Raw genomic sequence first — 24,007 nt, 5'->3', positions numbered from 1 at the left:
ATTAAGAAAATATTTTTATATACGTTATTTACCTTTGTTGCAATTGTCGTTGGTTCTTTCAGTATCTGTTACTATTCTTTACAGCAATTTTCCAAGCAGCAAATTAATGTGACACCTGATAATCAAATGTTTGTTTTGAAAAAAGGCACATCAATGCATCAATTAATTACTCAACTCAAAGAGACGAAATTGATGGATAGAGCTTTTCTGCTGCCTTATTTATCTAAGTTAGATCCCTCCTTAAGCTCCATCAAAGCTGGAACGTATCAACTACACCCTCATATGACCGTCGAAGAATTTTTGCGCTTATTAGTATCAGGTAAAGAGAGTAATTTCTCTATTCAATTTGTTGAGGGTAAACGTGCTAAAGATTGGCTAAAAGTGATTCAAAACACGCCTTATATACAGCAAACCTTGGCTGGCAAAACAGACGAAGAGATCGCAAAATTATTAGGGATTGAAGGTTCAATTGAAGGTTGGTTAACCCCTGATACCTATCTTTATACGGCAGATACGTTAGATATTAATATATTAAAACGTGCGCATATGACTATGAAAAGCAATTTACAAAAAATATGGGGTAACCGCGATAATGATTTACCTTATCAATCACCTTATGAAATGTTGATTATTGCTTCAATCATTGAGAAAGAAACGGCTCTTAGTTCTGAGCGTGCCAATGTTGCTTCAGTGTTTGTTAATCGCTTAAAAGCCAAAATGAAGTTGCAAACCGATCCTACTATTATTTATGGTTTAGGCGATAATTATACTGGAGTGATTAGGCGTATCGACTTAACAGATACCCAAAATCCATATAATACCTATGTTATTGATGGATTACCGCCAACCCCCATTGCTATGCCAAGCTTAGCCTCATTAGAAGCCGCAGCGCACCCGGCTAAAACAAATTATCTATTCTTCGTAGCCAATGGCACAGGTGGACATACGTTTTCTGATAATTATGGAAATCATCTACAGGCAGTCAATGAGTATCGTAAATTGTCAAAATAGGATGATTAATTTTAAAGTCACCTAAATGAGATTAATGGTATTCTCAACTGTTTTGATTGGCTCCATATTGATGTTAACTTGAAAATTACCGCAAATTGAATGCGGTAATTTTTTTATCTTTATTTTTGTGAGGAGGATAATTCATCAAGCTGTTTAATCAGATTTAATAAATTATGAATGTTTGCTTCTTCATCTTTTAGTGCTTCTTCAAAGTACGGATGTAAAGCAAATTGAGGTAAATTGGCATTAGCTTCAATAAGTGCTCGCATGCGTGGAATAAAAATCCATTGTAACCATTCATGGGCTTGCATAGTATCAAGCGCAAAGGGTTGCTCACTTAAAAAGGCATCAGGATTCGGTGGCGATGTTTGCCATAATGCAATTTTTTGTAGCTCTGCGATAATTAACTCTAGTTGTTTTTCAAATAGCTTTACTTGTGATTTTTGAGTAAGCAATCCTCGATAAAATTGCCAATCAAAACATGGACCAGGATCCGTTTTACGGTCGGGCGCAATATCACTATGACCGATAATATTTTTTATAGCATAAGTTTGTTGTAGTAATAAGGTTACCGCTGCAAGTTGTTGATACTGTATATCTGTAAAATTATCAGTATCACATCCCTCCATTTCAATACCAATTGAAAAGTCATTACAGTTTTCTTGCCCCTCAAAGATTGACTTACCTGCATGCCAAGCTCGTTTATCGAACGGTACAAATTGAATGATTTCTCCGTCTCGACGAATGAACAGATGAGTTGATACTTTTAATTGATAAATTGTTGCAAAGTAGGGATGTTCATTCGGATCAAGTTTACCGGTAAATAACTGTTCTACATAAGGCCCACCGTATTGATTAGGTGGTAAGCTGATATTATGGATCACCAGTAAAGATATAGATTTATCGGTTGGGCGTTCATCATAAAAAGGCGAAATGATCTGTTTGATCCCTTGTAACCAACCATTAACAATTTTTAGTGACATAGTAAACTCCAACTCATTTTAAAAGATCTTTCATTCATCAGCTTGTCTTTGCGACATATTTCACAAACAAAGCTTACTAAATTCGGATCGTTGCAAACATGGTGCATTCTTTTTTCCAGAATATCGATTCTCTTATTATTTCATTTTTTTGTTTTGCTATAAAGGCAGAACTTAAATCATTTGCTTTGTTTCCCGAGGAATTTATGTCCAATCAATCAGGATTTACTTTATTCGAACTAATGATTGCAATTGTTGTAATCGCTATTTTAACTGCCATTGGTTTGCCTGCTTATCAAGGATATGTAAAAAAAGCGGCTTTAACCGATATGTTGCAAACGATGACGGCTTATAAGACAGCCGTTGAAATTTGTGCAATTGAACAAGGAAATTTAACTCATTGTAAAAGTGGTAGCAATGGCGTGCCACTGACTAAAAGTACGAATTATGTTACATCCGTTACCGTTACAAATGGCGCGATTACATTAGTGGGTGCCAGTGCTTTGACCGGGTTAACGACAACTTTAACACCCACTGAAAATAGTGCTCATGGCGGATTAGATTGGACACGAACTTGCTTAACTTCACCACTAGATGACAGTTTGACAGCTGCATGTGAAGATATTTTCAAATTTTAATCTCGTAAAAATTCAGAATAAGGAAAATTTATAATGCAAGAAGAACAGTTAGTTGCCAGCCTTGATAAATTACTCCTATCGGCGTTGGATAAACGTGCTTCGGATATTCATTTTGAACCTTATCAAAATTACTATCGTATTCGAATGCGTATTGATGGTGTGCTGCAAGATATGCTTACACCACCATTATCATTAGCCAAACAAATAACGGCTAGGTTGAAAATTATGGCCAATCTTAATATTGCTGAGCAGCGGTTACCCCAAGATGGACAATTGGTGATTGATCGTTATGCCATGCGAATAGCAACTTTACCCGTCATAAACGGTGAAAAGATTGTATTACGTGTTATGGATAATCATGACTCTGAGTTGACTATTAATGATTTAGGTTTGAGTGTTGATGATTTAAATCATTTTCAGCAAATACTCGATTATCCGCAAGGGTTAATTTTAGTAACGGGGCCAACTGGAAGTGGTAAAACGGTGACACTGTATAGTGGACTGAAAAAGTTAAATCGCAGTGATCGAAATATTTGCAGTGTTGAAGATCCGATTGAAGTGCCAATTGAAGGTATCAATCAAACTTCTGTGAATGTTAAAGCCGGTTTGACTTTTTCTATCATACTACGTGCACTGTTAAGGCAAGATCCCGATGTGATGATGATCGGTGAAATTCGCGATCAAGAAACCGCAGAAATCGCCATTCAAGCAGCGCAAACAGGACATTTGGTTTTATCAACATTACATACTAATTCAAGTATTGAAGCGTTGACACGTTTAAATCAAATGGGCATTGAAAATTATCTGCTCTCATCCAGTTTGAAGTTGATTATTGCACAGCGATTAGTGCGTAAGCTTTGCAATAGCTGTAAAGTGGTGGCCAACCAATTAATTTTTTTAGCTGATGAAACTATCCCGCATTATGTTGCATCGGGATGTTCACATTGTGTTGGCGGTTATAAAGGACGAATTGGATTATACGAATTTCTGGTAATCACTCCAGAAATTCAACATCAAATATTGACTCATCAGCTTCGTGCGCCATCCAATATGATCACCTTAAAAAAAGCAGGTCAGAAAATGGTCAAAGAGGGTATTACCTCAGTTGCCGAATTGTATCGTGTTTTAGGTGATTTTGTATGAAGAGGCTCTATTTTTGGTATGACTTGGATTTTCATCAATATCAAATAATCGCAACTTCACAAAGTGATGCCAAAAAACAGCTATTATTACAAGGTAAATTAGCCATAAAAGTAAAAGCGGGCAATTTTATAACGGCGCGTAGCTTTAACCGATCGGAATTACTGAATATAACGACACAATTGGCAACGATGTTAAAGGCTGGATTATCGATAATTGAAAGTCTAAATTTATTGGCGGAAGAACAATCTAAACCTCATTGGCAATATTTAATAAATGAAATTGAGGCGCAAATTGTAAAAGGTGAGTCCTTATCCAATGCATTAGCCAAATATAATTATGTGTTTTCTTCACTGTATTGTGAAATTATTGCCACGGGTGAACTGACGGGTAAACTTGATGAGAGTTTTGAGCAATTAGCATCATTGCTCGAAAAATCCATTAAATTACAAAAAAATCTTAAAAAAGCAATGCGGTACCCTGTGTTTTTATTATCGGTAGCCATAATTGTAAGCTTAGTCATGTTATTATTTGTTTTACCAAAATTTGCTGATATCTATCATGATTTTGATGCAGAGCTTCCTTTTTTTACTCAGTGCATTATTGATATTGCTGACTATCTGCAACAAAGCTGGCAAATAGGGTGTATGATTTTAGTAGGGAGTTTTTTTGTTTTTCAACGTTACGTTAACAAGCAATACCGTAACAAAATTGAAATCGCCTTAATGAAAATCCCTTTTGTTAATAAGATCATTCAAACAAGCTGTTTAACTCAAATTTTCCAAACAATTGCGATCACTCAAAAAGCCGGAATTCCGTTATTGGCGGGTTTAACCGCTGCGGCTAATGCTTCTTACCATTGTATTTATCGTAATAGTATTTTACAAATCATTTCAGGCATTGAGCAAGGGCACTCATTCAGTCATGTTTTACATCTACAACCCTGTTTTCCTAACTTGTGCCGTCAGTTAATTCATGTCGGTGAGCAATCCGGTACTTTAGATCTGATGTTAAGTCGTTTAGCCCTTTATTATGAAGTACAGAATCAAACATTGATAGAAAATCTATCCCAAGCTTTTGAACCTTTATTGATGTTAGTCTTGGCTGTGATCATTGGTGGTTTAATAATTGCTATGTATTTACCGATATTTCAACTCGGAGAAGTAATTCACTAATGATAATGCTTATAGTCATATGTCTAGGTCTATGTGTGGGTAGTTTTATTAATGTTGCATATTGTCGTTTTGCTCCATCACAAACATTATCAGTTTATCTGAAAGAAATAAGCTTGCAACGTTCAAAATGTCCTTGTTGTCAAACGAGATTAAACGTTTGGCAATTAATTCCAATTGTTTCTTGGCTCATTTTAAAAAGGCGTTGTTATTACTGTCAAAGCATCATTTTATTCAAATATGTTGCTTGGGAATTGCTGGTCGCTACTTTATTTTTAGTGATTTATTTGCATAAAGGCCTCAGTTATCAGAGTTTTATTTTAATGTTTCTAAGTTGTTATTTTTTATTGTTGGCATCCATTGATTTTAAATACTTTTTACTGCCTGATTTTTTTACTCAACCTTTGATGTGGGCTGGATTAATTGCAGCCTATTTCAATATAACAAACATTAGGTTAAATGACGCATTAATTGGTATTTTATGTGGTTATCTTTTGCTTAAATTACCTGCTATTTTGTTTTATCTGATTTCTAACAAGCAGGGATTAGGCGGAGGTGATATAAAACTACTTGCAGCTCTAGGTACTTGGGTTCCATATCAATTAATTGCACTATTATTGATAATTGCCTCGCTACTAGGTATGTTCTATTATTTTTTTCAGAAGAATATTCTGAAAAAACAGTCTTTGACGATTATTCCATTTGGTCCCTTTTTATTAATTTCGGGTTATTGTCTCTGTTATTTTTGTCAAGAAATTTCAGGTCAACTATAAGTTTTAGTCAACAATTTGTAGGCTTATAACTGTTTCAGTTTCACGATATAACTAAAATCAATAATCTTAGTAAAAATAGTTATTTTCATAAAAGATGAAATAGCAGTATAGTAATGAACATTTATACTGACTCAGTTAAAGACGAGAATCAATAAGGAATTTATAATGAGTACTATCAATGAATTGAAATCAGATATGATCACTTGGCGTCATCATATCCACGCCCATCCAGAAACCGCTTTTGAAGAGTTAAATACGACAAAATTTATAATCGAAAAACTGAAATCTTTTGGTATTAACGAACTCTATACAGAGTTTGCACCAACGGGTGTAGTTGGTATTATTAAAGGTAATAAAGATGGTCGATGGATTGCTTTACGAGCTGATATTGATGCATTAGATATTATTGAAGAAAATAAAATTACTTATTGCTCAACAATACCGGGTAAAATGCATGCTTGTGGTCATGATGGTCATACTGCTACATTATTAGGAACAGCCAAATATTTAAGTGAACATCGAGATTTTGCTGGAACAGTAGTTGTCATTTTCCAACCTGCAGAAGAAAATGAAGGTGGGGCGCGTGTTATGGTGGAAAATGGATTATTTGAACGTTTTCCAATTGAAGCTGTGTATGGTATCCATAATCAACCTAATATGCAACTTAACCATTTCTATGTAACCCATGGCCCAATGATGGCATCCTATGATGTTTTTGAAATTAAAATTACGGGTGTCGGTGCCCATGCAGCAGCACCTCATTTAAGTAAAGATACGATTTTAACCGCAACTCAAATTGTTAATGGTTTACAGAGTATTGTAAGCCGTAATGCAGATCCACTCAGTTCATTAGTGGTCAGTGTAACTCAAATACACAGTGGCGATACTTGGAATGTGATACCGCAACAAGCCGTTATTCGAGGAACAGTCAGGACTTTCGATGCAAAAATTCAAGATATGGCTGAAAATCGTATTAAACAAATTGCTACAGGTATTGCATCCACATTTGAAGCTAAAGCTGAGGTAGACTATCAAAGACGTTATCCTGCTACTATCAATTATGCAAAGCAAGCAGACATTGCCATTAAAGCAGCTAAAAATGTTGTCGGGGAAGCCAGTGTTATTATTGATCCAAATCCATCAATGGGTGCTGAGGATTTCGCTTTTATGCTAAAAAAAATACCCGGTGCTTATGTGTGGTTAGGTGCGGGGCAAGGTGCTAATTTACATAATCCAGCTTATAACTTCAATGATGAAGTTTTAACAACTGGCGTTGAGTATTTTATTGAAATAGTCAATCAAGAATTAGGCAAATAAAAGTTAATATTAATTAATTAATCTATAATTTGTAAAAATACTTAAATGATTAAACAGTTAATCAATTAACAATATTTTTTGGTTAACTGTTTGACGAATATCAATGAAAGAATGTTTGGCTAATTGAGACAATAAGAATTGGTCAAACAAAAGTCGATATTAATTAATCTATAATCTATATAAATATTAAAATAATTAAACAGTTAACCAATTAACAATATTTTTGGTTAATTGTTTGACGAATATCATTGAAAGAATGTTTGGCTAATTGAGACAACAGAATTGGTCAAACAAAAGTCGATATTAATTAATCTATAATTTGTAAACATACTTAAATGATTAAACAGTTAACCAATTAATAATATTTTTTGGTTAACTGTTTGATAAATGTCCTTAAAATAATATTTAACTAATGGAAACTAAGTGCACTATCAATTTCCCCTTTTACTCTAAATGGGGTATTAAAATCGATGCCATTAGCCAGCACAACTTGCACATAAATTTCATTATCTTGATTAAGTTTTAAAGCTGCTAAAACTTGACCGCTTTCTCGCCAATTACCATCAATTTGGTATTCTATGGTGCCACCAATAACAGGTAAAACAGCACTTTTGCCGGCTAATAAATAAAGTCCGCGTTTATTGGCTCCACGATATTGTGCGCGAGCGACCATTTCTTGCCCACAATAACATCCTTTATCAAAACTGATAGCATTAAGATATTGCAAATTACAGGCTTGAGGTAACAAGCTTTCGGTATTTTCTGCATCAATAATGGCATAACCCGCTTCTAACTCAAGTTGTAACCAACGACTACAAGGCTCTAAATCATCATCGATTGCCTCTGGTGTTATCTTAATTACTCGAACATGAGGAGAGGTTAATTTTATATAGGTAACATTGTTTTCAGTAAAACAATTATTATCCGTAAATTTTGCAAGTATTTCGCTCGGTATTGCTTGAGAATCTAATCCGACAATATTTAAGTCGGTAACAGGTTCAATATTGACTTTTGAAAAGACTGCATATTTTTTTAAGGCAGCCATTTGTTTTTCTACTACACTTTTTCGAACAATATAGTAAATATCTTGACCTCGTTGGAATAATAACAAATTGCTCCACATTTTTCCCTGAGGATCACAATGAGCAGCAAATAATGCTGTTTGTTCTGTGAGATTGTCAATATCTATTGTTACTTGTCCTTGCAAGTATTTATGATTATCAGTACCAGAAACTTTGACTAATTGCCAATCGGCAAGTGAGATGGGTTTAATTGAGAGAATGCTCATAATAACGCCTATATTATAGTAATGGAATCTTGAATCAGTATTGCCAGAGATTAACTTATTAAGAGTTTATATAAATACGATAAAAATAACAATAAAATCAATAAATAATATTTTAAAGAATATTATATTATTTTAAAGAAAATTATTAAACATTGTTTTAATTAGTTTTATTTCTCACAATTTAATATATTTTTTGATTAACAAAATTTGTATCCCTTATATCATTGAGTTTATTGATTTTATGTATAAGTTAATGCAAAATGAAATATTAAATGACAAATAAGTTATATTGGAGGCAATAAGCATGGCAAAATTGTCAGGTGCGGAGATGGTCATTCAATCTTTGATTGATCAAGGAGTAAAACAGATATTTGGTTATCCTGGTGGTAGTGTTCTCGATATCTATGATGCAATTCACACACTCGGTGGTATTGAGCATATTTTAGTTCGTCATGAACAAGCCGCTGTCCATATGGCGGATGGTTATGCCAGAGCAACTGGTGATGTTGGCGTGGTTTTGGTCACATCAGGGCCAGGCGCAACCAATACGATAACAGGCATTGCCACTGCCTATATGGACTCAGTGCCATTGGTTATTTTGTCTGGTCAAGTTGCCAGTAATCTTATCGGCAATGATGCTTTCCAAGAATGTGATATGGTTGGTATTTCGCGTCCAATTGTTAAACATAGCTTCCTAATTAAAAATAGTAAAGATATTCCTGAAACGATAAAAAAAGCGTTTTATATCGCCTCAACAGGTAGACCGGGACCAGTCGTAATTGATTTACCGAAAGATATTGTTAATCCTGCTAATAAATACACTTATCATTATCCAGAAACAGTATTAATGCGCTCTTATAATCCAACTATTCAAGGTCATAAAAAACAGATCAAAAAAGCATTAACTACTTTATTGTCTGCTAAAAAGCCAGTGTTATTTGTTGGTGGTGGTGTAATTAGTGCTGATGCAAGTAGTGAAGTTAAAACGCTTACGGAAACATTGAATTTACCTGTTGCTTCAACACTAATGGGTATCAGTGCTTTTCCTGGATCGGACAAACATTCTTTAGGGATGATTGGTATGCATGGTGTTTATGAAGCCAATATGGCGATGCATAATGCCGATGTGATTCTTGCTATTGGTGCACGTTTTGATGATCGAACGACCAATAACGTTGAAAAATATTGTCCAAAAGCCAAAATTATCCATATTGATATCGATCCTACCTCAATATCCAAAACAATTCATGCGACAATTCCTGTTGTTGGTGATGCCAAAGTCGTTCTTGAAATCATGTTATCCATGTTGGATGAGTTAAACATCGAACGTGATTTTGATGCATTAGTTGATTGGTGGAAACAAATTGAACATTGGCGTGCACGACACTGCTTAGCCTATAGTCATGAAGGTCAAAGTATCAAACCTCAAGAAGCCATAGAAGTGTTATACAAATTAACTAAAGGTGATGCATATGTGGCAACGGATGTGGGACAACATCAAATGTTCACTGCACTTTATTACCCATTTGATAAACCGCGTCACTTTATTACATCGGGCGGGTTAGGGACCATGGGCTTTGGTTTGCCTGCTTCACTTGGCGTTAAATTAGCGTTTCCTGATAAAACGGTTGTTTGCGTTACAGGCGATGGCAGTATTCAAATGAATATACAAGAACTTTCAACGGCATTGCAATATGGCTTGCCTGTTATTATCTTAAATCTTAATAACCGTTTTTTAGGAATGGTTAAACAGTGGCAAGATATGATTTATGCTGGTCGTCACTCTTCATCTTATATGGAGTCGTTACCTGATTTTGCAAAAATTGCTGAAGCTTATGGTCATGTGGGTATGATGATTAACAAACGGGAAGATCTTGAACCTATGCTTAAAAAAGCGCTTTCGATAAAAGATCGTTTGGTTTTCATTGATGTCATGACAGACGCCACAGAACATGTTTATCCAATGCAAGTTCGCGGTGGGGCAATGAATGAAATGTGGTTAAGTAAAACGGAGAGAACCTAATGCGTTATATTTTATCAATTTTAACAGAAAACGAGCCAGGCGCATTGTCACGTATCATTGGTTTGTTTTCACAACGTGGGTTTAATATTGAATCCATTACGACCGCACAAACTGAAGATCCGACAATGAGTCGAATGACGATTCAAACCTCAGGTGATGAACATGTGCTTGAACAGGTCCAAAAACAACTTCATAAACTAGTTAATGTGTATCGTGTTAATGATTTAACCGAAGGTCCACATGTAGAGCGTGAAATTATGTTAGTGAAAATAGCGGCTAAAACGTCAGATGCTCGTGATGAAGTTAAACGTTGTGCCGATATCTTTAGAGGTTCGATTGTCGATGTGACAGCAACTCACTATATTGTGCAATTATCAGGTACGAGTGACAAACTTGAGTCATTTCTCTCTTCAATTCGAGAGACCTGCAATATAGTTGAAATGGTTCGATCTGGTATTATCGGCTTATCTCGCAGCGAAAAAACGGTTAAATAAGTTATCTTCAAAACAAAACGAAAGGCGCATTATGAAGTGACCCCATAAAGTTGGACACTTTTATTAAGCGCCTTTTTTATAATAGGAACGAGTAACAAACTTGAGTCATTTCTTTCTTCAATTCGTGAAACCTGTAATATAGTTGAAATGGTTCGATCTGGTATTATCGGCTTATCCTGCAGCGAAAAAACAGTCAAATAAGTTATCTTTAAAAAAAACGAAAGGCGCATTAAGCGACTTTCTAAAAATCAATGATAATTTAATTATCAAATTACCCAAAAAATTCCAAAAATGTGGCATAGAACAACGATTTCGGACTTATGTCCTAGTTGAATGAAATATATTCTGATTATAATTTGGAAATAAATCACTAATTAATCAGGAAATATTATGACCGCACATATCAATGCTAATCCTAACGATTTTGCGCAAACCGTTATCATGCCTGGCGATCCTTTACGAGCCAAATTTATTGCAGAAAATTATTTAACTGACGCAAAACAAGTTTGTAATGTACGTAATATGCTTGGATATACAGGCCTTTATGATGGTGTTGCTGTTTCTGTGATGGGACATGGAATGGGTATCCCATCAATGACACTTTATGCACATGAATTAATTAATGACTATAACGTTAAGCGCATTATTCGAGTTGGTAGTATAGGTGCTACCCAACTAGGCATTAAAATGCGAGATGTTATTTTAGCGATGGCTGCTGGAACAGATTCTATGACTAATCAAAAAAGAGCTAATGGTTATAACATTGCAACATCCGCGACGTTTTCATTATTACATCGTGCATATGAAATAGCTAATGAGATGGGTTTACCTGTAAAAGTTGGTAATGTTTTTAGTGGTGATCTTTATTATGACCCAGATGAAACGTTAATTGGTACGCTCGAAAGATCGGGTGTTTTAGGTATAGATATGGAAGTCGCAGGTCTATATGGTATTGCACAGCAATTTAATATTGAGTCATTAGCCATTTTAACGGTTTCCGATCATTGTTTAACTGGCGAAGAAACGACTGCAGAGGAGAGGCAATTAACATTCAATAATATGATAAAGCTGGCTTTAAATGTTGCCACATAATCTTAATTAGTAATGTAATGCATATTTTTGGATAATAAAATGAAAAATAAATTATCTCTTACTCTTATCAGTTTTTTAGCGAATTTCATTATGGCTGGTTTTGCCAGTCAATTTGGTATGCTAATTGAACCAATTGCACAAAGTTTCAGTGCTGATATCGATAATGTTGCATTCATTTTTTCTTTATTAAATGGAGGGGCATTATTGGGAACAATTTTAGCATTTTTTTTAATTGATATTATTGGTATTAAACGAATTACCTTACTAAATTATAGTATTATCATAATATGTTCATTTGTTTTATATCTCACTAAATCTCTAATAATACTTAAATTTTGTATGATTTTGGTTGGTTTATGTGGTGGAATAGGTTTGTGTATTGCTGGTACAATTGTGGTATCTACTTGGCAAGATAAAATACAAAGTACAATATTAGTTGTACAAGATGCTACTTTCAATATTGCTGGCGTGATCTTTCCACTTATTACAACCTACGCTTTAACCCATGACCTGTCTTGGGCTACTAGCTATTTAACGGTTGGCATTGTCACTGTATTGATGTTAGTTATCATTCTATTTACCAATTTTAATTTAATTAGTAAGCCTTTTGCTGATCAAAAACAGCAAAGTCATCAAAAATCTGAATGGAACTTTGGCATTTTATCTGCTGGTTTTGGATTATTTTTGGCAATGCTTGCCTTATACACTTTTTTAACTTGGGCGCCATTATTTGTAAGTTATAAATTTTCTATTACATTTGAAAATGCAGGCAATATTATTACTCAATATTGGGGTGCAGCCTTGATAGGTGCTCTGGTTTCGACAGCAATTGTTACACGCATTAAAATTGAGTATTTTTTCGTAACTATTATTATATTAGCCTTTATTATGACATTGTTGATTGTTAATATTCAACATATTGATTATATTGGTTACTTTACCTATGGATATGGTTTTGTTTGTGCTGCATTATATAATGCCTTTGTCGCTTACGGCGTGACATTTGTAAAGAATGCCTCAAGTAAAAATGTGTCATATATTTTAATTAGTGGCAGTGCTGGAGCCATGTTTAGTCCGGCAATTAGTTCTGTATTGAGTAAGTATTTCAGTATTCAAATTATTATGAATGCAATCCCAGTTTTTTATGTAATTATTATTATAATGTTAGCTATTTCAATGATCGAGAAGAAGAGGATAAGTAGTATCGATAAAATTTAACAAAAAATAATGAATTACAAAAAGTTAAAATAAAATAGTATATCGCTATTATTATCACAGTTGATTATAATTATGCCATATTAAAATAAGATAATGATATGGATAGTTGAATATCTAGATTTTACAAATATAAAGTAATATTGTGATTAAAAGTTCGTTAGTTGTGATAATTTTATGCAGTTGAGATCATTAAATAAAGGTCGTTTTAGCCAATATTGGCAAGATAATAATCAATTATTTGAAACAATTATAGAGCAGTGTATTGTTGATAAAAAAATTGTTGATGAAAAGACGATTCTTTTCCGGCAGGGATGTAAAGTCGATAAGTTAATTGTTGTTTATAATGGTACGATTTCGATACGTTATCAGGCAAATAATGGGCGCTGTTTTCATCTTGGTACCATAGATTGTGATGAGCATATTTTTGGTGAAATGGAGTTTTTTACCGATTATTTATGTCAATTTGATATTATTGCCGAAGATGTGTTAACCATTGCTATAGTTAGTATTGATAAATTATATCTATCATTACTTGAACACCCTAAATTAGCGCTGTTTTTTGCCAGTGCTATCGCTTTTGATTATCAAGAAACATTAGATATCTTATTAAAAAGAACGTTATATTCAATTTGTTTTAATATTGCTTTTGATATTTATCAGCATCATCTAAATGTACATCCAGTCAATAATTTTCAAAAAAGCTACCTAGAAGCTGAACGTTTTGGTACAACAGATCGTGTCTATCGCCGCGCTGTTAATGAATTAATAAATTTAGATATCGTACATAAAGTTGCTGGAAAATTGGTGATTAAAGATATCGATAAGCTTAAAGCTTTTATTGAATGTCAGGAGAAACTCGCCAAATAATTAAAAAAGAGTTAACACATTACAGCAAGCAGATAAATAATTTTTTATTATTTTATAAATGAGCTGTATTTAAATAAAAAAATAAATAATTTTTAAAATAAGGAATTTAAATATTAGATGAACAGTCAAAAGAATTTATCAATCATTATGCTATTTTAGCTGGCATGGTTTTTGTCTGACAATCTATATTGTCTGATAGGTGAGTGATAGTTGTTATTACTATAGCCATAGTATTACTGGTTTCAGAGTAAATTAATCTAATGCAGACGAAATCATTTAATATTATGAAGTTAAGTTAGGCAATATCGTTGTTTATTTATTTTTATAAGAAATCAATAGTATGTTATATATTTTAGCGATTATATTTTTTGTTGGTTACTTGCCATCTTTGGTAAAGGGGATTATCCAGAAACCAAAAATACTGAATGATCTGTATAAAGAAAGGCCACTTGAAGGTGATGTCGTTATCCGTGAAAATGCCGTCCGACAGTTAACTGAAGAAGAAGTTTTTTTGCTTAAGCCTTATCTTGATAATGAAGATTTTATTTCTCCTCCTTATCAATGGCAAAGTTCATTAATCAGTTTGGATGTCATGAGAATCAAGAGTTATATTGAAAAAGATTATCCCGATGAAAGTCATTATGATTACTATTACAAGATGGGGAGTCTACGGTTATTCTTTCCTTACCATATGGAAAGTCGTATTAAAGGGTTTCAGAATATTTTATGTGACGATGACATTAGAATTCAGACAAACTACATCAATACTGCAGAAGTTGTTTTGACTAGAAGCTATGCAATTGTTGTTAAAATAAACAATTATGATTTATTGGAAGCTGGTATAAATCTATCTTGTCGTAAAGAAAATCAAATTATAGAATATTGGCAGACGGGAAAATTAATACCTATTCCTTTGAGTAAAGCTGAAAGCGCAAATGAAACCTTTACTCAACTAATAACAGAAGAATCAGAAAGAGTACCTACTTTTGAGATTCTTAACAAAAGAGAAAAAAATCAATTTGAAACAGCAATCGAAGACCGGAGCAACTCTGGCAAATTAATGATTGGATTGTTTGTATTTGGCGTGATGGGATTATTGGCTTTAGAGCATTTTCAATCGCTCGTACTGGTTGCCTTTTCAATCATCTGTTTCATATTATCTATGATAGCATCGTATATAAAGCGAGAAATACCTAGCGAGTATGTTAATCATATTAAAGCACAAATTAGGGATAACTGTCCTGTTAATCATCAATTAAGTATTGAATCAAATTTTAATGTCTTTTATCCCGAACACTGGAAAATGTTTCTTCCTAATAACAGTGATGTATCGATTGATATGCAGGCAGAGCTTGAAACTGCACAATTACTCAGTTACGGTGACTATTTATCAATAAGTGAAGAAGTGAAAAATTATGGCGCACCAAAATTTATCTACCATAATGTTTTATTAGCTATTACGGGGTTAATACTTGCCGTGTTAATGTTCTTTCTTACCAATGCCGGTGAAAAATTAGATTTTACCTATCAGATATTAAATGATTTGATCACCATTAGAAACATTGATGATAAAAACAGCATAAATAAATCGTCAATCAAACCACAAACTGATTATAATGCAATTTTTTCAGGTAATAGTAGCAACCTTAAAAAAGCAGATATAGTAAAAAGTGGAAATTATCACAATGAGAAGAATTCGAAATTATTAGTAACTACGCAAACAATCTATAATTTTGATAAAAAACAGTTATTTTCTTTTTCATCGCCTATTTTGATCAACAATTGCGTATTTCTATTTGTTATCTTAATCAGCTTAATCAATAGTATTTTGATTATTTGGAAAAAAGGTTCGAATCATTTGAGACTAGAAAAAATAATCAGTAACTATAAAGATAAATTTATTCAAGATACAAATTAATGGTTTGGATTAATATTTAGGCGGATTAGCTGAATAATTGATGTTATTTAATTGAGCAAAGTGAGCAAGTTATTTGCTGTGCTTAATTATTCAATTGTGAGCTAAGGCAGATTCTGTTATACTAATTTCCCGTCTGATTCATCGTATATTGCAGTGATTTTTATAGTTTAAAATCGATGCAATATTATTCAATTAAATAAATAATGGTCTGGTATTAATGGTCACGAATTATATTTTTGTTACAGGCGGTGTCGTTTCTTCTTTAGGTAAAGGCATTGCCGCAGCGTCTCTTGCTGCAATTTTAGAAGCCCGCAATTTAAAAGTCACCATGCTAAAACTTGATCCCTACATTAATGTTGATCCGGGTACAATGAGCCCTATTCAACATGGTGAAGTTTTTGTGACTGAGGACGGTGCTGAAACAGATCTGGACTTAGGTCATTATGAGCGTTTTATACGTACTAAAATGACACGTAAAAATAACTTCACAACTGGACGTATCTACTCTGACGTATTGCGTAAAGAGCGTCGTGGAGACTATTTAGGGGCAACCATTCAAGTTATTCCTCATATTACTAACGAGATTAAATCACGTGTAATTGAAGGTGCAAAAGGTTTTGATGTCGCCATTGTTGAAATTGGCGGCACGGTAGGGGATATTGAATCGTTACCATTTTTAGAAGCGATCCGTCAATTAGCCGTTGATGTTGGTCGTGAGCACACTCTATTTATGCATCTAACATTGGTGCCTTATTTAGCATCATCTGGTGAAGTTAAAACCAAACCAACGCAACATTCAGTGAAAGAACTTCTTTCAATTGGTATTCAACCAGATGTTCTTATTTGTCGTTCTGATCGCATTATTCCTGCAAATGAAAGATCTAAAATTGCACTATTTTGTAATGTGCCTGAGCGTGCAGTTATTTCACTTAAAGATGTCGATTCTATTTATAAAATTCCGGCATTATTAAAATCACAAAATTTAGATACCTTTGTTTGCAATCGTTTCCATCTTGAATGCAAAGAAGCGGATCTTTCTGAGTGGGAACAAGTAATTTATGAAGAAGCCAATCCAGTTGGTGAAGTTACAATTGGTATGGTGGGTAAATATATTGCTCTACCTGATGCTTATAAATCAGTGAATGAAGCATTAAAACATGGTGGATTAAAAAATCGTTTAACTGTGCATATCCGTTATATTGATTCAGAAGATCTTGAATCACGCGGTACGGATCTGTTAAAAGGTTTAGATGCGATTCTCATTCCTGGTGGATTTGGTTATCGTGGCGTTGAAGGTAAAATCATGGCAGCTCGTTATGCCCGTGAAAATAAAATCCCTTATTTAGGTATTTGTCTTGGTTTACAAGTTGCAATGATTGAATATGCACGTAATGTAGCTGGGATTAAAGATGCCAATTCTACTGAGTTCGTTAAAGACTGTGCTAACCCTATTATCGCTTTAATTACTGAGTGGAGCGATGAATCAGGTAATGTAGTACAACGTAATGAAAACAGTGATTTAGGTGGTACTATGCGTTTAGGATCTCAGATTTGCCATTTAGAACCGAATTCATTAGTATATAGCATGTATAAAAATGAGTCGATCACGGAGCGTCATCGTCATCGTTACGAAGTAAATAATAATTTATTACCAAAAGTAGTTGAGGCTGGGTTAAAAGTAACAGGTCTTTCAACAGATAGAAAACTTGTTGAGATCATTGAAATCCCAGATCATCCTTGGTTTGTTGCTTGTCAATTCCACCCGGAATTTACCTCGACACCACGAGATGGACACCCACTATTTGGGAGTTTTGTGAAAGCTGCCAAAACTTATCAAGAGCAGCAACAAAAATAGTTTTTGGATTAACATTAGTAATATATCTGTCATATAGAGGAAAATAACATGGCAAAAATCGTTAAAGTACATGGTCGTGAAGTAATCGACTCTCGTGGTAACCCAACTGTTGAAGCAGAAGTTCATTTAGAAGGTGGCTTTGTTGGTCTAGCAATCGTTCCATCAGGAGCATCAACAGGTTCACGTGAGGCATTAGAACTTCGTGATGGTGATAAATCTCGCTTTTTAGGTAAAGGCGTATTAAAAGCTGTTGAAAATGTAAATGGCCCAATCGCTAAAGCTGTTGTTGGTAAGGATGCACTAGATCAAGCAGCTATCGACCAAATCATGCTTGACTTAGATGGAACTGACTTCAAATCTAACTTAGGTGCTAACTCAATCCTTGCTGTTTCTTTAGCAACTGCTAAAGCTGCTGCTGCTGCTAAAGGTGTTCCACTTTTTCAACATATCGCAGATCTTAACGGCACACCAGGTCAATACTCTATGCCATTACCAATGATGAACATCATCAATGGTGGTGAACACGCTGATAACAACATCGATTTACAAGAATTCATGATTCAACCAGTTGGTGCTAAAACAGTTCGTGAAGCAATCCGTATGGGTTCTGAAGTATTCCATAACTTAGCAAAAGTTTTACATGCTAAAGGTATGAATACGGCTGTTGGTGATGAAGGTGGTTTTGCGCCTAACTTAGGTTCAAATGCAGAAGCATTAGCATGCATTAAAGAAGCTGTAGAAAAAGCAGGTTATGTACTAGGTAAAGACATTACTTTAGCGATGGACTGTGCTGCTTCTGAATTCTATAACAAAGAAACAGGTAAATATGTATTAAAAGGTGAAGGCAACAAAGAATTCACTGCTGAAGAATTTACTCACTATTTAGAAGGTTTAACTAATGAGTATCCAATCGTATCTATCGAAGATGGTTTAGATGAAAGTGATTGGGAAGGTTGGGCATACCAAACTAAGGCTCTTGGTAACAAAATTCAATTAGTTGGTGATGATCTATTTGTTACTAATACTAAAATCTTCAAACAAGGTATTGAAAAAGGCATCGCAAACTCTATATTAGTTAAAGTGAACCAAATTGGTACATTAACTGAATCTATCGCTGCAGTTAAAATGGCGAAAGATGCTGGTTATACAGCTGTTATTTCTCATCGTTCTGGTGAAACTGAAGATTCAACTATTGCTGATTTAGCTGTTGGTTTAGCTGCTGGTCAAATCAAAACTGGTTCTATGAGCCGTTCTGATCGTGTTGCTAAATATAATCAATTAATTCGTATTGAAGAAGCATTAGGTTCTAAAGCACCTTTCAACGGTTTGAAAGAAGTTAAAGGACAATAATTATTGTTATTAAACTAATTATTTACTTTAATAGAAAAACGGTGACCAGTTCACCGTTTTTTATTTTCACATAATTCAGTCTTTTATTCGGAACAGTTGCGCCAACTCAGATTGTGTTGTAACCTTATTGTTCGATTTTTATGGCTTTTTACTAATATTTCATTATTATTTATTAGTTTAGTCATCATATAACTATTTAATAAAATAACTTATTGATTTAATTTTTTTGCTTATGAATAATATTACGAATATGTCCCAGCCTAAAAGTAAGTGGCAACTGTTTAACTGGCTTTGTACCGGTAAACTGCCGCTTAATGAACTGTGGCTAAAATCGACTTATCGTTTCAAATTTTTTTTTCGAACCTTATTTTTAAGTCCGATAACATTCAAATTATTGGATAAATTGAGATTATATCCATTATTGGGCTATTATTTATCATGCCAAACCAATTTACCATGTAAATTACAACGACCTTATTTAGCCTCTTGTCTAAGTCAACAAGAACGTTTTGAGGCATTAGCCTACCATTATGATTTTTTAGCTAAACATCCAGACAGTATGACTAAAGCTTTTTATAATCCGAATATCGCTTTTGTATTGGCTGATGTTAAGGTAAAAAATGATGCTAATATCAAAATCGCTATTCAAGCACGCAATAAGTTTGCTCGTGAAGGTGAAATCAGTCTATATTTTTATGATAACGATGGCATTGATCTGGCTACGGTAACTTTTACGATAATGCAATATCAACAAAAAACAACACTTTTTATTGCTGGACTACAAGGTACAGGTCATCGTGAGGCTCGCATTCGAGTACAACAAGCAACAAAACAGTGTTATGGACTGTTTCCTAAACGTGTTGCGCTAGAGGCGATCTTAGTCATTGCGCGCTATTTTAATCTAGAACAAATAGTGGCGGTGGGTAATAAAACGCATATTTACAATAATTGGCGCTACAATAGCCGACAAGAACGTATTTTATCGGATTATGATGATTTCTGGTTAACCATTGATGGCAAGCAAGACAGCAATGGTTTATTTATATTGCCAAATCAAATCTATCGAAAATCACTGGATGAAATCGCTAGTAAAAAACGATCAGAATATCGCAATCGTTATGCTTTATTGGATCAACTTGAAAATAGTATTACAGAGAATTTGGCTTTATTAAAATAATAAACTAGCTTTATTGTTAATCACAATATCTCTATATTAAAATAGACAAAATTGTCGCTTGTATTGGGTGTTTACAAGCGACACGTAAAATCGACTCCTGCATAATTATGCTAGTCTACTTAACCCAATTGTCGATTTATCGAAAACTTCATATGAGTAAGATAATAATTAAAACTAAATAGTCAGGGAATAAAAAATGTATTTTGGTCTTCTTATTGCATTTGTGCCATTGTGTTTGGGATATTTAATTACTTTTAAAAACCAACAATGGATAACCAAAATTAACAAAACCCTTAGCTGGATGGTTTATTTTATTCTATTTCTAATGGGATCCGAATTAGCTCACCTTGATAATCTCAAAGATAATTTACAAACCATCTTATTTTATGCTGGTATTTTATTTATATGTACTTTTGGTGGTAATTTTATCTTTTTGATGTTATTTGATATTTTTCTACCTTGGCAAACCACTCATACTAAACATGATATTGGCTCACGCTTTAAAATGATTTTAGAATCATTACGGGTTTGTATTGCTTTGATTCTAGGTTTTATTGCTGGCCTAATTCCTCTTTTTATCTGGCATTATAATGAAGATATTACTAAAGTTGTTTTGATCTTTTTACTCTTATTAGTTGGTATTCAGTTACGAAGTAATAATATCTCATTAAAGCAAATCTTACTTAGTAAAGTTGGTATTGCTACCACAATAATTGTAATAATAAGTACTTTTTTAGGCGGTATTATAGCGGCATTGATATTCAATCAGCCAATTCGGGTTGGATTAGCTATGTCATCAGGGTTTGGCTGGTATTCACTTTCTGGACTCTTAATGACAAAAGCGCATGGTGCAATTATTGGTAGTGCCACCTTTTTAAACGATATTTTACGCGAATTATGCGCCATCATTTTAATTCCGAGTTTAATAAAACGTTATAAACTTACTGCACTGGGTTTATGTGGTGCCACCTCAATGGATTTTACCTTACCGATGCTACAAAAAGGCGCAGGTATAATGATTGTTCCTTCTGCAATTGTGCAAGGATTTTTATTAACCTTAATTATGCCAATATTCATGACGTTATTTAATTATGGCTTCTTTTTTTAATAATGAGTAACAACTCATTATTAAAATTTAACTTTTTACTTTTGTTTTAATCTTAAACTTATGATCATAAATTTAATAACCCATTACTCTGCTCTTATTATCCATTATTAAGAAATTTAAATCATTTATCCTATCTTTAATTCAATAATTACTAATAATCGTCATTCATTTAGCCATAAATTCTCATCATTTTAATATTTAGATCTTAGTCACAAATTTATTAAAAAATAATTTTCTCTATTTTTTTACTCTATATAATCGAACAAAAGATAATCTATCAATCATTTGTTCGGAGGTTTCATGGTTAGTATCGTATTAGTGTCACACAGTAGAAAAATCACTGATGGGCTTAAAGAAATGATAGAAGAGATGGTGGATTCAACAGGTGATGTAAAAATTTTTTCAGCAGGGGGAACGGAAGATGGTCGAATGGGAACAGATCCTCTCGCAATTTATAACATCATCAAACAATCTTCTGATCATCGTAATATTCTAATCTTTGCTGATATTGGTAGTGCCATTTTAAGTGCTGAAACAGCCATTGACCTTATAGAAGACGAACCATTAAAAAACAAAGTGACATTAGTTGATGCACCTTTAGTTGAGGGTGCTTTTGTTGCATCAATTCAAGCTATGGTGGATGACGATATTGAAGGTATTTTAGCTGAATTACAAAATATTTAATAAGAGATAATTGAGATGAAATTTTTTCGAAGTTTTGTTGGTTATTGTATTGCAGGAATGATCGTTATGGCGGTTTGGTCTCAATTAGGCGCTTACGGTATCTTTGGCGGATATTTGGCTGCAATTATGATTATCGGACCAATGTGGTATATGAATCATTATATTAATTTAACAGGTAATGAAGATGATGCAGCTTTTGTTGACATGGGATTGGCAATTGCCGTGTGTGGCATTATGCGAGACACCTTTCTCCAAGGTGGTAGCGCTTTTGTTGCTTCATTACCCACTATATTGTTAGTTATCTGTGGTGCGACTTTAGGTGGTATTACAGCCGCTTACATTGAAAAAGATATGGCAAAGAAAAAAGACTTTATCAATGAAAATCCAAGAGAGCCAGGTTTGAGGCGTTCTGATTTTGAAAAATTAAAAGAGACAAAAGAGAAGATTTTACGCAGCAAACAAATCAAAGTTTTTCAAAAAAAGAGATAAATACTGAATTCTGGAGTGAATAATTATGTCTATAAAACTCGCGATAGCCACTTTAATTGGGGCGTTTATTTTCCCATTTGTAATAAGGATGGCATGGGGACGGATGGTCGATAATTGGGGCCCTATTGGTGGATGGATGGCCGCTGCTTTCATTGTTGGTACTGTCTGGTGCATTAATCACGGCATAGCAACCCCCATGATCACCCAAAGTGGTTCGGCATGGGTCGACCAAGGATTAGCAGCAGGGGTCGGTGTGTGGGTAGCTTCGGCTTTAACAGGTGGTAGCAAACTCAAATCTGCAAAAAATGTTATGGCAGCTGTAAGTGCAGGTATTGTCGGTGGATATATATTATCACTTTTCCTAGTTTGATTAGTGATGCAGTAGATGTTGGAAGGATGGATAGGTAACAATATGAAAAGATTGATTAATGATGGTTATGATGTTGTTGAAGAGATGTTAGAAGGATACTGCTTAGCACACAGCAGTTATGTTGAACTTAAACAAAATTGTGATCGAGTTGTGGTAAGTAAACATATTAGTACTGAACCAAGAGTAAGAATCATTATTGGAGGCGGTTCTGGACATGAACCGGCATTTTTAGGATATGTCGGTAAAGATTTTGCAGATGCAGCAGCGGTGGGGAATGTAAATACTTCTCCTTCTCCTGAATATTGTTATGAAGCTGTAAAGGCTGTTGATTGTGGTAAGGGATGCCTTTTTGTATATGGAAATTACGCTGGTGATGTAATGAATTTTGATATGGGGGCAGAATTAGCTGCTGAAGAGGGGATCCGTGTTGAGACGGTTACCGTGACTGACGATATCTATTCATCACAAAATATTGCTGATCGGCGAGGTGTGGCTGGCGATGTGTTTGTTTTCAAAATTGCAGCCAGTGCAGCAGCGAAAGGTTATGACTTAGATAAAGTTAAAGCGCTAGCTGAAAAAGCCAATGCGAATACTTATTCCATGGGGGTCGCCTTATCTTCGTCTACCTTGCCAGTGACAGGTGAAGTTATTTTTGATATGCAAGATGGTGATATGGAAGTTGGCATGGGTATTCATGGTGAACCTGGTATAGAAAGAACCAAATTGGCAAAAGCCGATATTGTGGTAAGCCAATTAATCGATCATCTTTTACAAGAATCAAAACTACAAGCTGGTGACGAAGTTCAGTTACTGATAAATGGATTAGGTGGTCTAGCTTTAATGGATCAATATATCTGTTATCGAAAAACACATAAATTACTTGAACAAAAGGGGATCAAGATTTATCAACCGCTTGTTGGTAATTATGTCACTTCAATGGATATGGTAGGCATGTCTATTTCTATGATCAAACTTGATGATGAGTTGAAAGGTTTATTAAGTCATCCTTGTGATACACCTTATTTCAAGATTGCCTATTAATC

Annotated in this window: 24 protein-coding genes and 1 pseudogene; 22 read left to right on the top strand and 3 right to left on the bottom strand. The window is 34.2% G+C overall.

Features of this window, described 5'->3' with window-relative positions; translation table 11 throughout:
* A complete protein-coding gene (gene mltG / locus H3T96_RS06695) occupies nt 1–1,011 on the top strand; it encodes an endolytic transglycosylase MltG (protein WP_172398402.1) in 1,011 nt (336 codons plus the stop codon).
* Nucleotides 1,012–1,130: 119 nt separating this feature from the next.
* On the opposite strand, the gene H3T96_RS15050 is transcribed toward mltG, so the two are convergent.
* The gene (locus tag H3T96_RS15050) at nt 1,131–1,466 is read right to left on the bottom strand and encodes a YqcC family protein (protein ID WP_370545722.1); all 336 of its coding nucleotides are present in this window, start codon (nt 1,464–1,466) and stop codon (nt 1,131–1,133) included.
* Nucleotides 1,446–1,994: pseudogene (ampD, locus tag H3T96_RS15045) on the bottom strand (1,6-anhydro-N-acetylmuramyl-L-alanine amidase AmpD); the annotation flags it as partial. The gene H3T96_RS15050 and the pseudogene ampD, both read right to left, overlap by 21 nt.
* 203 nt (nt 1,995–2,197) lie before the next feature.
* On the opposite strand from ampD, the gene ppdD reads away from it, so the two are divergent.
* From ppdD to H3T96_RS06665, 5 genes are all read left to right on the top strand, one after another.
* A complete protein-coding gene (gene ppdD, locus H3T96_RS06685) occupies nt 2,198–2,629 on the top strand; it encodes a prepilin peptidase-dependent pilin (RefSeq protein ID WP_086326789.1) in 432 nt (143 codons plus the stop codon).
* Between the two features lie 33 nt (nt 2,630–2,662).
* Nucleotides 2,663–3,772, top strand: coding sequence for an ATPase, T2SS/T4P/T4SS family (locus H3T96_RS06680; protein ID WP_144091913.1), 1,110 nt, complete (start codon nt 2,663–2,665; stop codon nt 3,770–3,772).
* Nucleotides 3,769–4,944: a protein transport protein HofC gene (gene hofC / locus H3T96_RS06675; RefSeq protein WP_144091914.1), complete on the top strand. Its 1,176-nt coding sequence runs from the start codon at nt 3,769–3,771 to the stop codon at nt 4,942–4,944. The genes H3T96_RS06680 and hofC overlap by 4 nt, the downstream gene beginning before the upstream one ends.
* Before the next feature lie 35 nt (nt 4,945–4,979).
* Nucleotides 4,980–5,714, top strand: a complete 735-nt coding sequence (locus H3T96_RS06670) for an A24 family peptidase (RefSeq protein ID WP_186279247.1) — start codon at nt 4,980–4,982, stop codon at nt 5,712–5,714.
* 165 nt (nt 5,715–5,879) lie between these two features.
* Entirely contained in the window at nt 5,880–7,031 is a 1,152-nt protein-coding gene (locus H3T96_RS06665; RefSeq protein WP_144091916.1) for a M20 aminoacylase family protein, read from the top strand.
* A gap of 409 nt (nt 7,032–7,440) precedes the next feature.
* On the opposite strand, the gene ygfZ is transcribed toward H3T96_RS06665, so the two are convergent.
* Nucleotides 7,441–8,319, bottom strand: coding sequence for a tRNA-modifying protein YgfZ (gene ygfZ / locus H3T96_RS06660; RefSeq protein ID WP_144091917.1), 879 nt, complete (start codon nt 8,317–8,319; stop codon nt 7,441–7,443).
* Nucleotides 8,320–8,623: 304 nt separating this feature from the next.
* Between ygfZ and ilvI the strand changes: the two genes are divergently transcribed.
* From ilvI to H3T96_RS06580, 16 genes are all read left to right on the top strand, one after another.
* Nucleotides 8,624–10,342 (top strand): acetolactate synthase 3 large subunit, encoded by a 1,719-nt coding sequence (gene ilvI, locus H3T96_RS06655; RefSeq protein ID WP_039128722.1) that lies wholly within the window; start codon nt 8,624–8,626, stop codon nt 10,340–10,342.
* Nucleotides 10,342–10,836 (top strand): acetolactate synthase small subunit, encoded by a 495-nt coding sequence (gene ilvN / locus H3T96_RS06650; RefSeq protein ID WP_039128719.1) that lies wholly within the window; start codon nt 10,342–10,344, stop codon nt 10,834–10,836. Before ilvI ends, ilvN begins: the two co-directional genes overlap by 1 nt.
* Before the next feature lie 78 nt (nt 10,837–10,914).
* The gene (locus H3T96_RS15040) at nt 10,915–11,037 is read left to right on the top strand and encodes a hypothetical protein (RefSeq protein ID WP_144091955.1); all 123 of its coding nucleotides are present in this window, start codon (nt 10,915–10,917) and stop codon (nt 11,035–11,037) included.
* Nucleotides 10,979–11,173 carry a hypothetical protein gene (locus tag H3T96_RS06640; protein ID WP_198248618.1) on the top strand — a complete coding sequence of 65 codons (195 nt, stop codon included), beginning with the start codon at nt 10,979–10,981 and terminating at the stop codon, nt 11,171–11,173. Before H3T96_RS15040 ends, H3T96_RS06640 begins: the two co-directional genes overlap by 59 nt.
* Before the next feature lie 53 nt (nt 11,174–11,226).
* Nucleotides 11,227–11,928, top strand: coding sequence for a purine-nucleoside phosphorylase (gene deoD / locus H3T96_RS06635; protein ID WP_039128350.1), 702 nt, complete (start codon nt 11,227–11,229; stop codon nt 11,926–11,928).
* Nucleotides 11,929–11,967: 39 nt separating this feature from the next.
* On the top strand, nt 11,968–13,146 hold the full coding sequence (gene tsgA / locus H3T96_RS06630) for an MFS transporter TsgA (RefSeq protein WP_144091918.1): 1,179 nt from the start codon (nt 11,968–11,970) through the stop codon (nt 13,144–13,146).
* 174 nt (nt 13,147–13,320) lie between these two features.
* Entirely contained in the window at nt 13,321–14,013 is a 693-nt protein-coding gene (locus tag H3T96_RS06625; RefSeq protein WP_086327696.1) for a Crp/Fnr family transcriptional regulator, read from the top strand.
* A 340-nt stretch (nt 14,014–14,353) separates the two neighbouring features.
* Nucleotides 14,354–15,931: an IgaA/UmoB family intracellular growth attenuator gene (locus H3T96_RS06620; RefSeq protein ID WP_144091919.1), complete on the top strand. Its 1,578-nt coding sequence runs from the start codon at nt 14,354–14,356 to the stop codon at nt 15,929–15,931.
* Nucleotides 15,932–16,148: 217 nt separating this feature from the next.
* The gene (gene pyrG / locus H3T96_RS06615; RefSeq protein ID WP_025315202.1) at nt 16,149–17,786 is read left to right on the top strand and encodes a glutamine hydrolyzing CTP synthase; all 1,638 of its coding nucleotides are present in this window, start codon (nt 16,149–16,151) and stop codon (nt 17,784–17,786) included.
* Nucleotides 17,787–17,834: 48 nt separating this feature from the next.
* Nucleotides 17,835–19,136, top strand: a complete 1,302-nt coding sequence (gene eno / locus H3T96_RS06610; RefSeq protein ID WP_025315203.1) for a phosphopyruvate hydratase — start codon at nt 17,835–17,837, stop codon at nt 19,134–19,136.
* Nucleotides 19,137–19,386: 250 nt separating this feature from the next.
* Nucleotides 19,387–20,313 carry a VirK/YbjX family protein gene (locus tag H3T96_RS06605; RefSeq protein WP_186279248.1) on the top strand — a complete coding sequence of 309 codons (927 nt, stop codon included), beginning with the start codon at nt 19,387–19,389 and terminating at the stop codon, nt 20,311–20,313.
* A gap of 196 nt (nt 20,314–20,509) precedes the next feature.
* Complete coding sequence (locus tag H3T96_RS06600; RefSeq protein ID WP_144091920.1) at nt 20,510–21,421, top strand: lysine exporter LysO family protein; 912 nt, start codon at nt 20,510–20,512, stop codon at nt 21,419–21,421.
* Between the two features lie 300 nt (nt 21,422–21,721).
* Complete coding sequence (dhaM, locus tag H3T96_RS06595; protein ID WP_144091921.1) at nt 21,722–22,105, top strand: dihydroxyacetone kinase phosphoryl donor subunit DhaM; 384 nt, start codon at nt 21,722–21,724, stop codon at nt 22,103–22,105.
* A 15-nt stretch (nt 22,106–22,120) separates the two neighbouring features.
* Nucleotides 22,121–22,594: a hypothetical protein gene (locus H3T96_RS06590; protein ID WP_144091922.1), complete on the top strand. Its 474-nt coding sequence runs from the start codon at nt 22,121–22,123 to the stop codon at nt 22,592–22,594.
* Nucleotides 22,595–22,619: 25 nt separating this feature from the next.
* Nucleotides 22,620–22,964 carry a hypothetical protein gene (locus H3T96_RS06585; protein WP_144091923.1) on the top strand — a complete coding sequence of 115 codons (345 nt, stop codon included), beginning with the start codon at nt 22,620–22,622 and terminating at the stop codon, nt 22,962–22,964.
* Between the two features lie 42 nt (nt 22,965–23,006).
* Nucleotides 23,007–24,005 carry a dihydroxyacetone kinase subunit DhaK gene (locus H3T96_RS06580; RefSeq protein WP_039129964.1) on the top strand — a complete coding sequence of 333 codons (999 nt, stop codon included), beginning with the start codon at nt 23,007–23,009 and terminating at the stop codon, nt 24,003–24,005.
* Nucleotides 24,006–24,007 lie beyond the last annotated feature (2 nt).

The sequence above is a fragment of the Gilliamella sp. W8136 genome (assembly GCF_016101285.1).
GTDB lineage: Bacteria > Pseudomonadota > Gammaproteobacteria > Enterobacterales > Orbaceae > Gilliamella > Gilliamella apicola_N.
The sequence above is the reverse complement of the archived record's forward strand: the minus strand, read 5'-3'. Positions and strand labels throughout refer to the sequence as shown.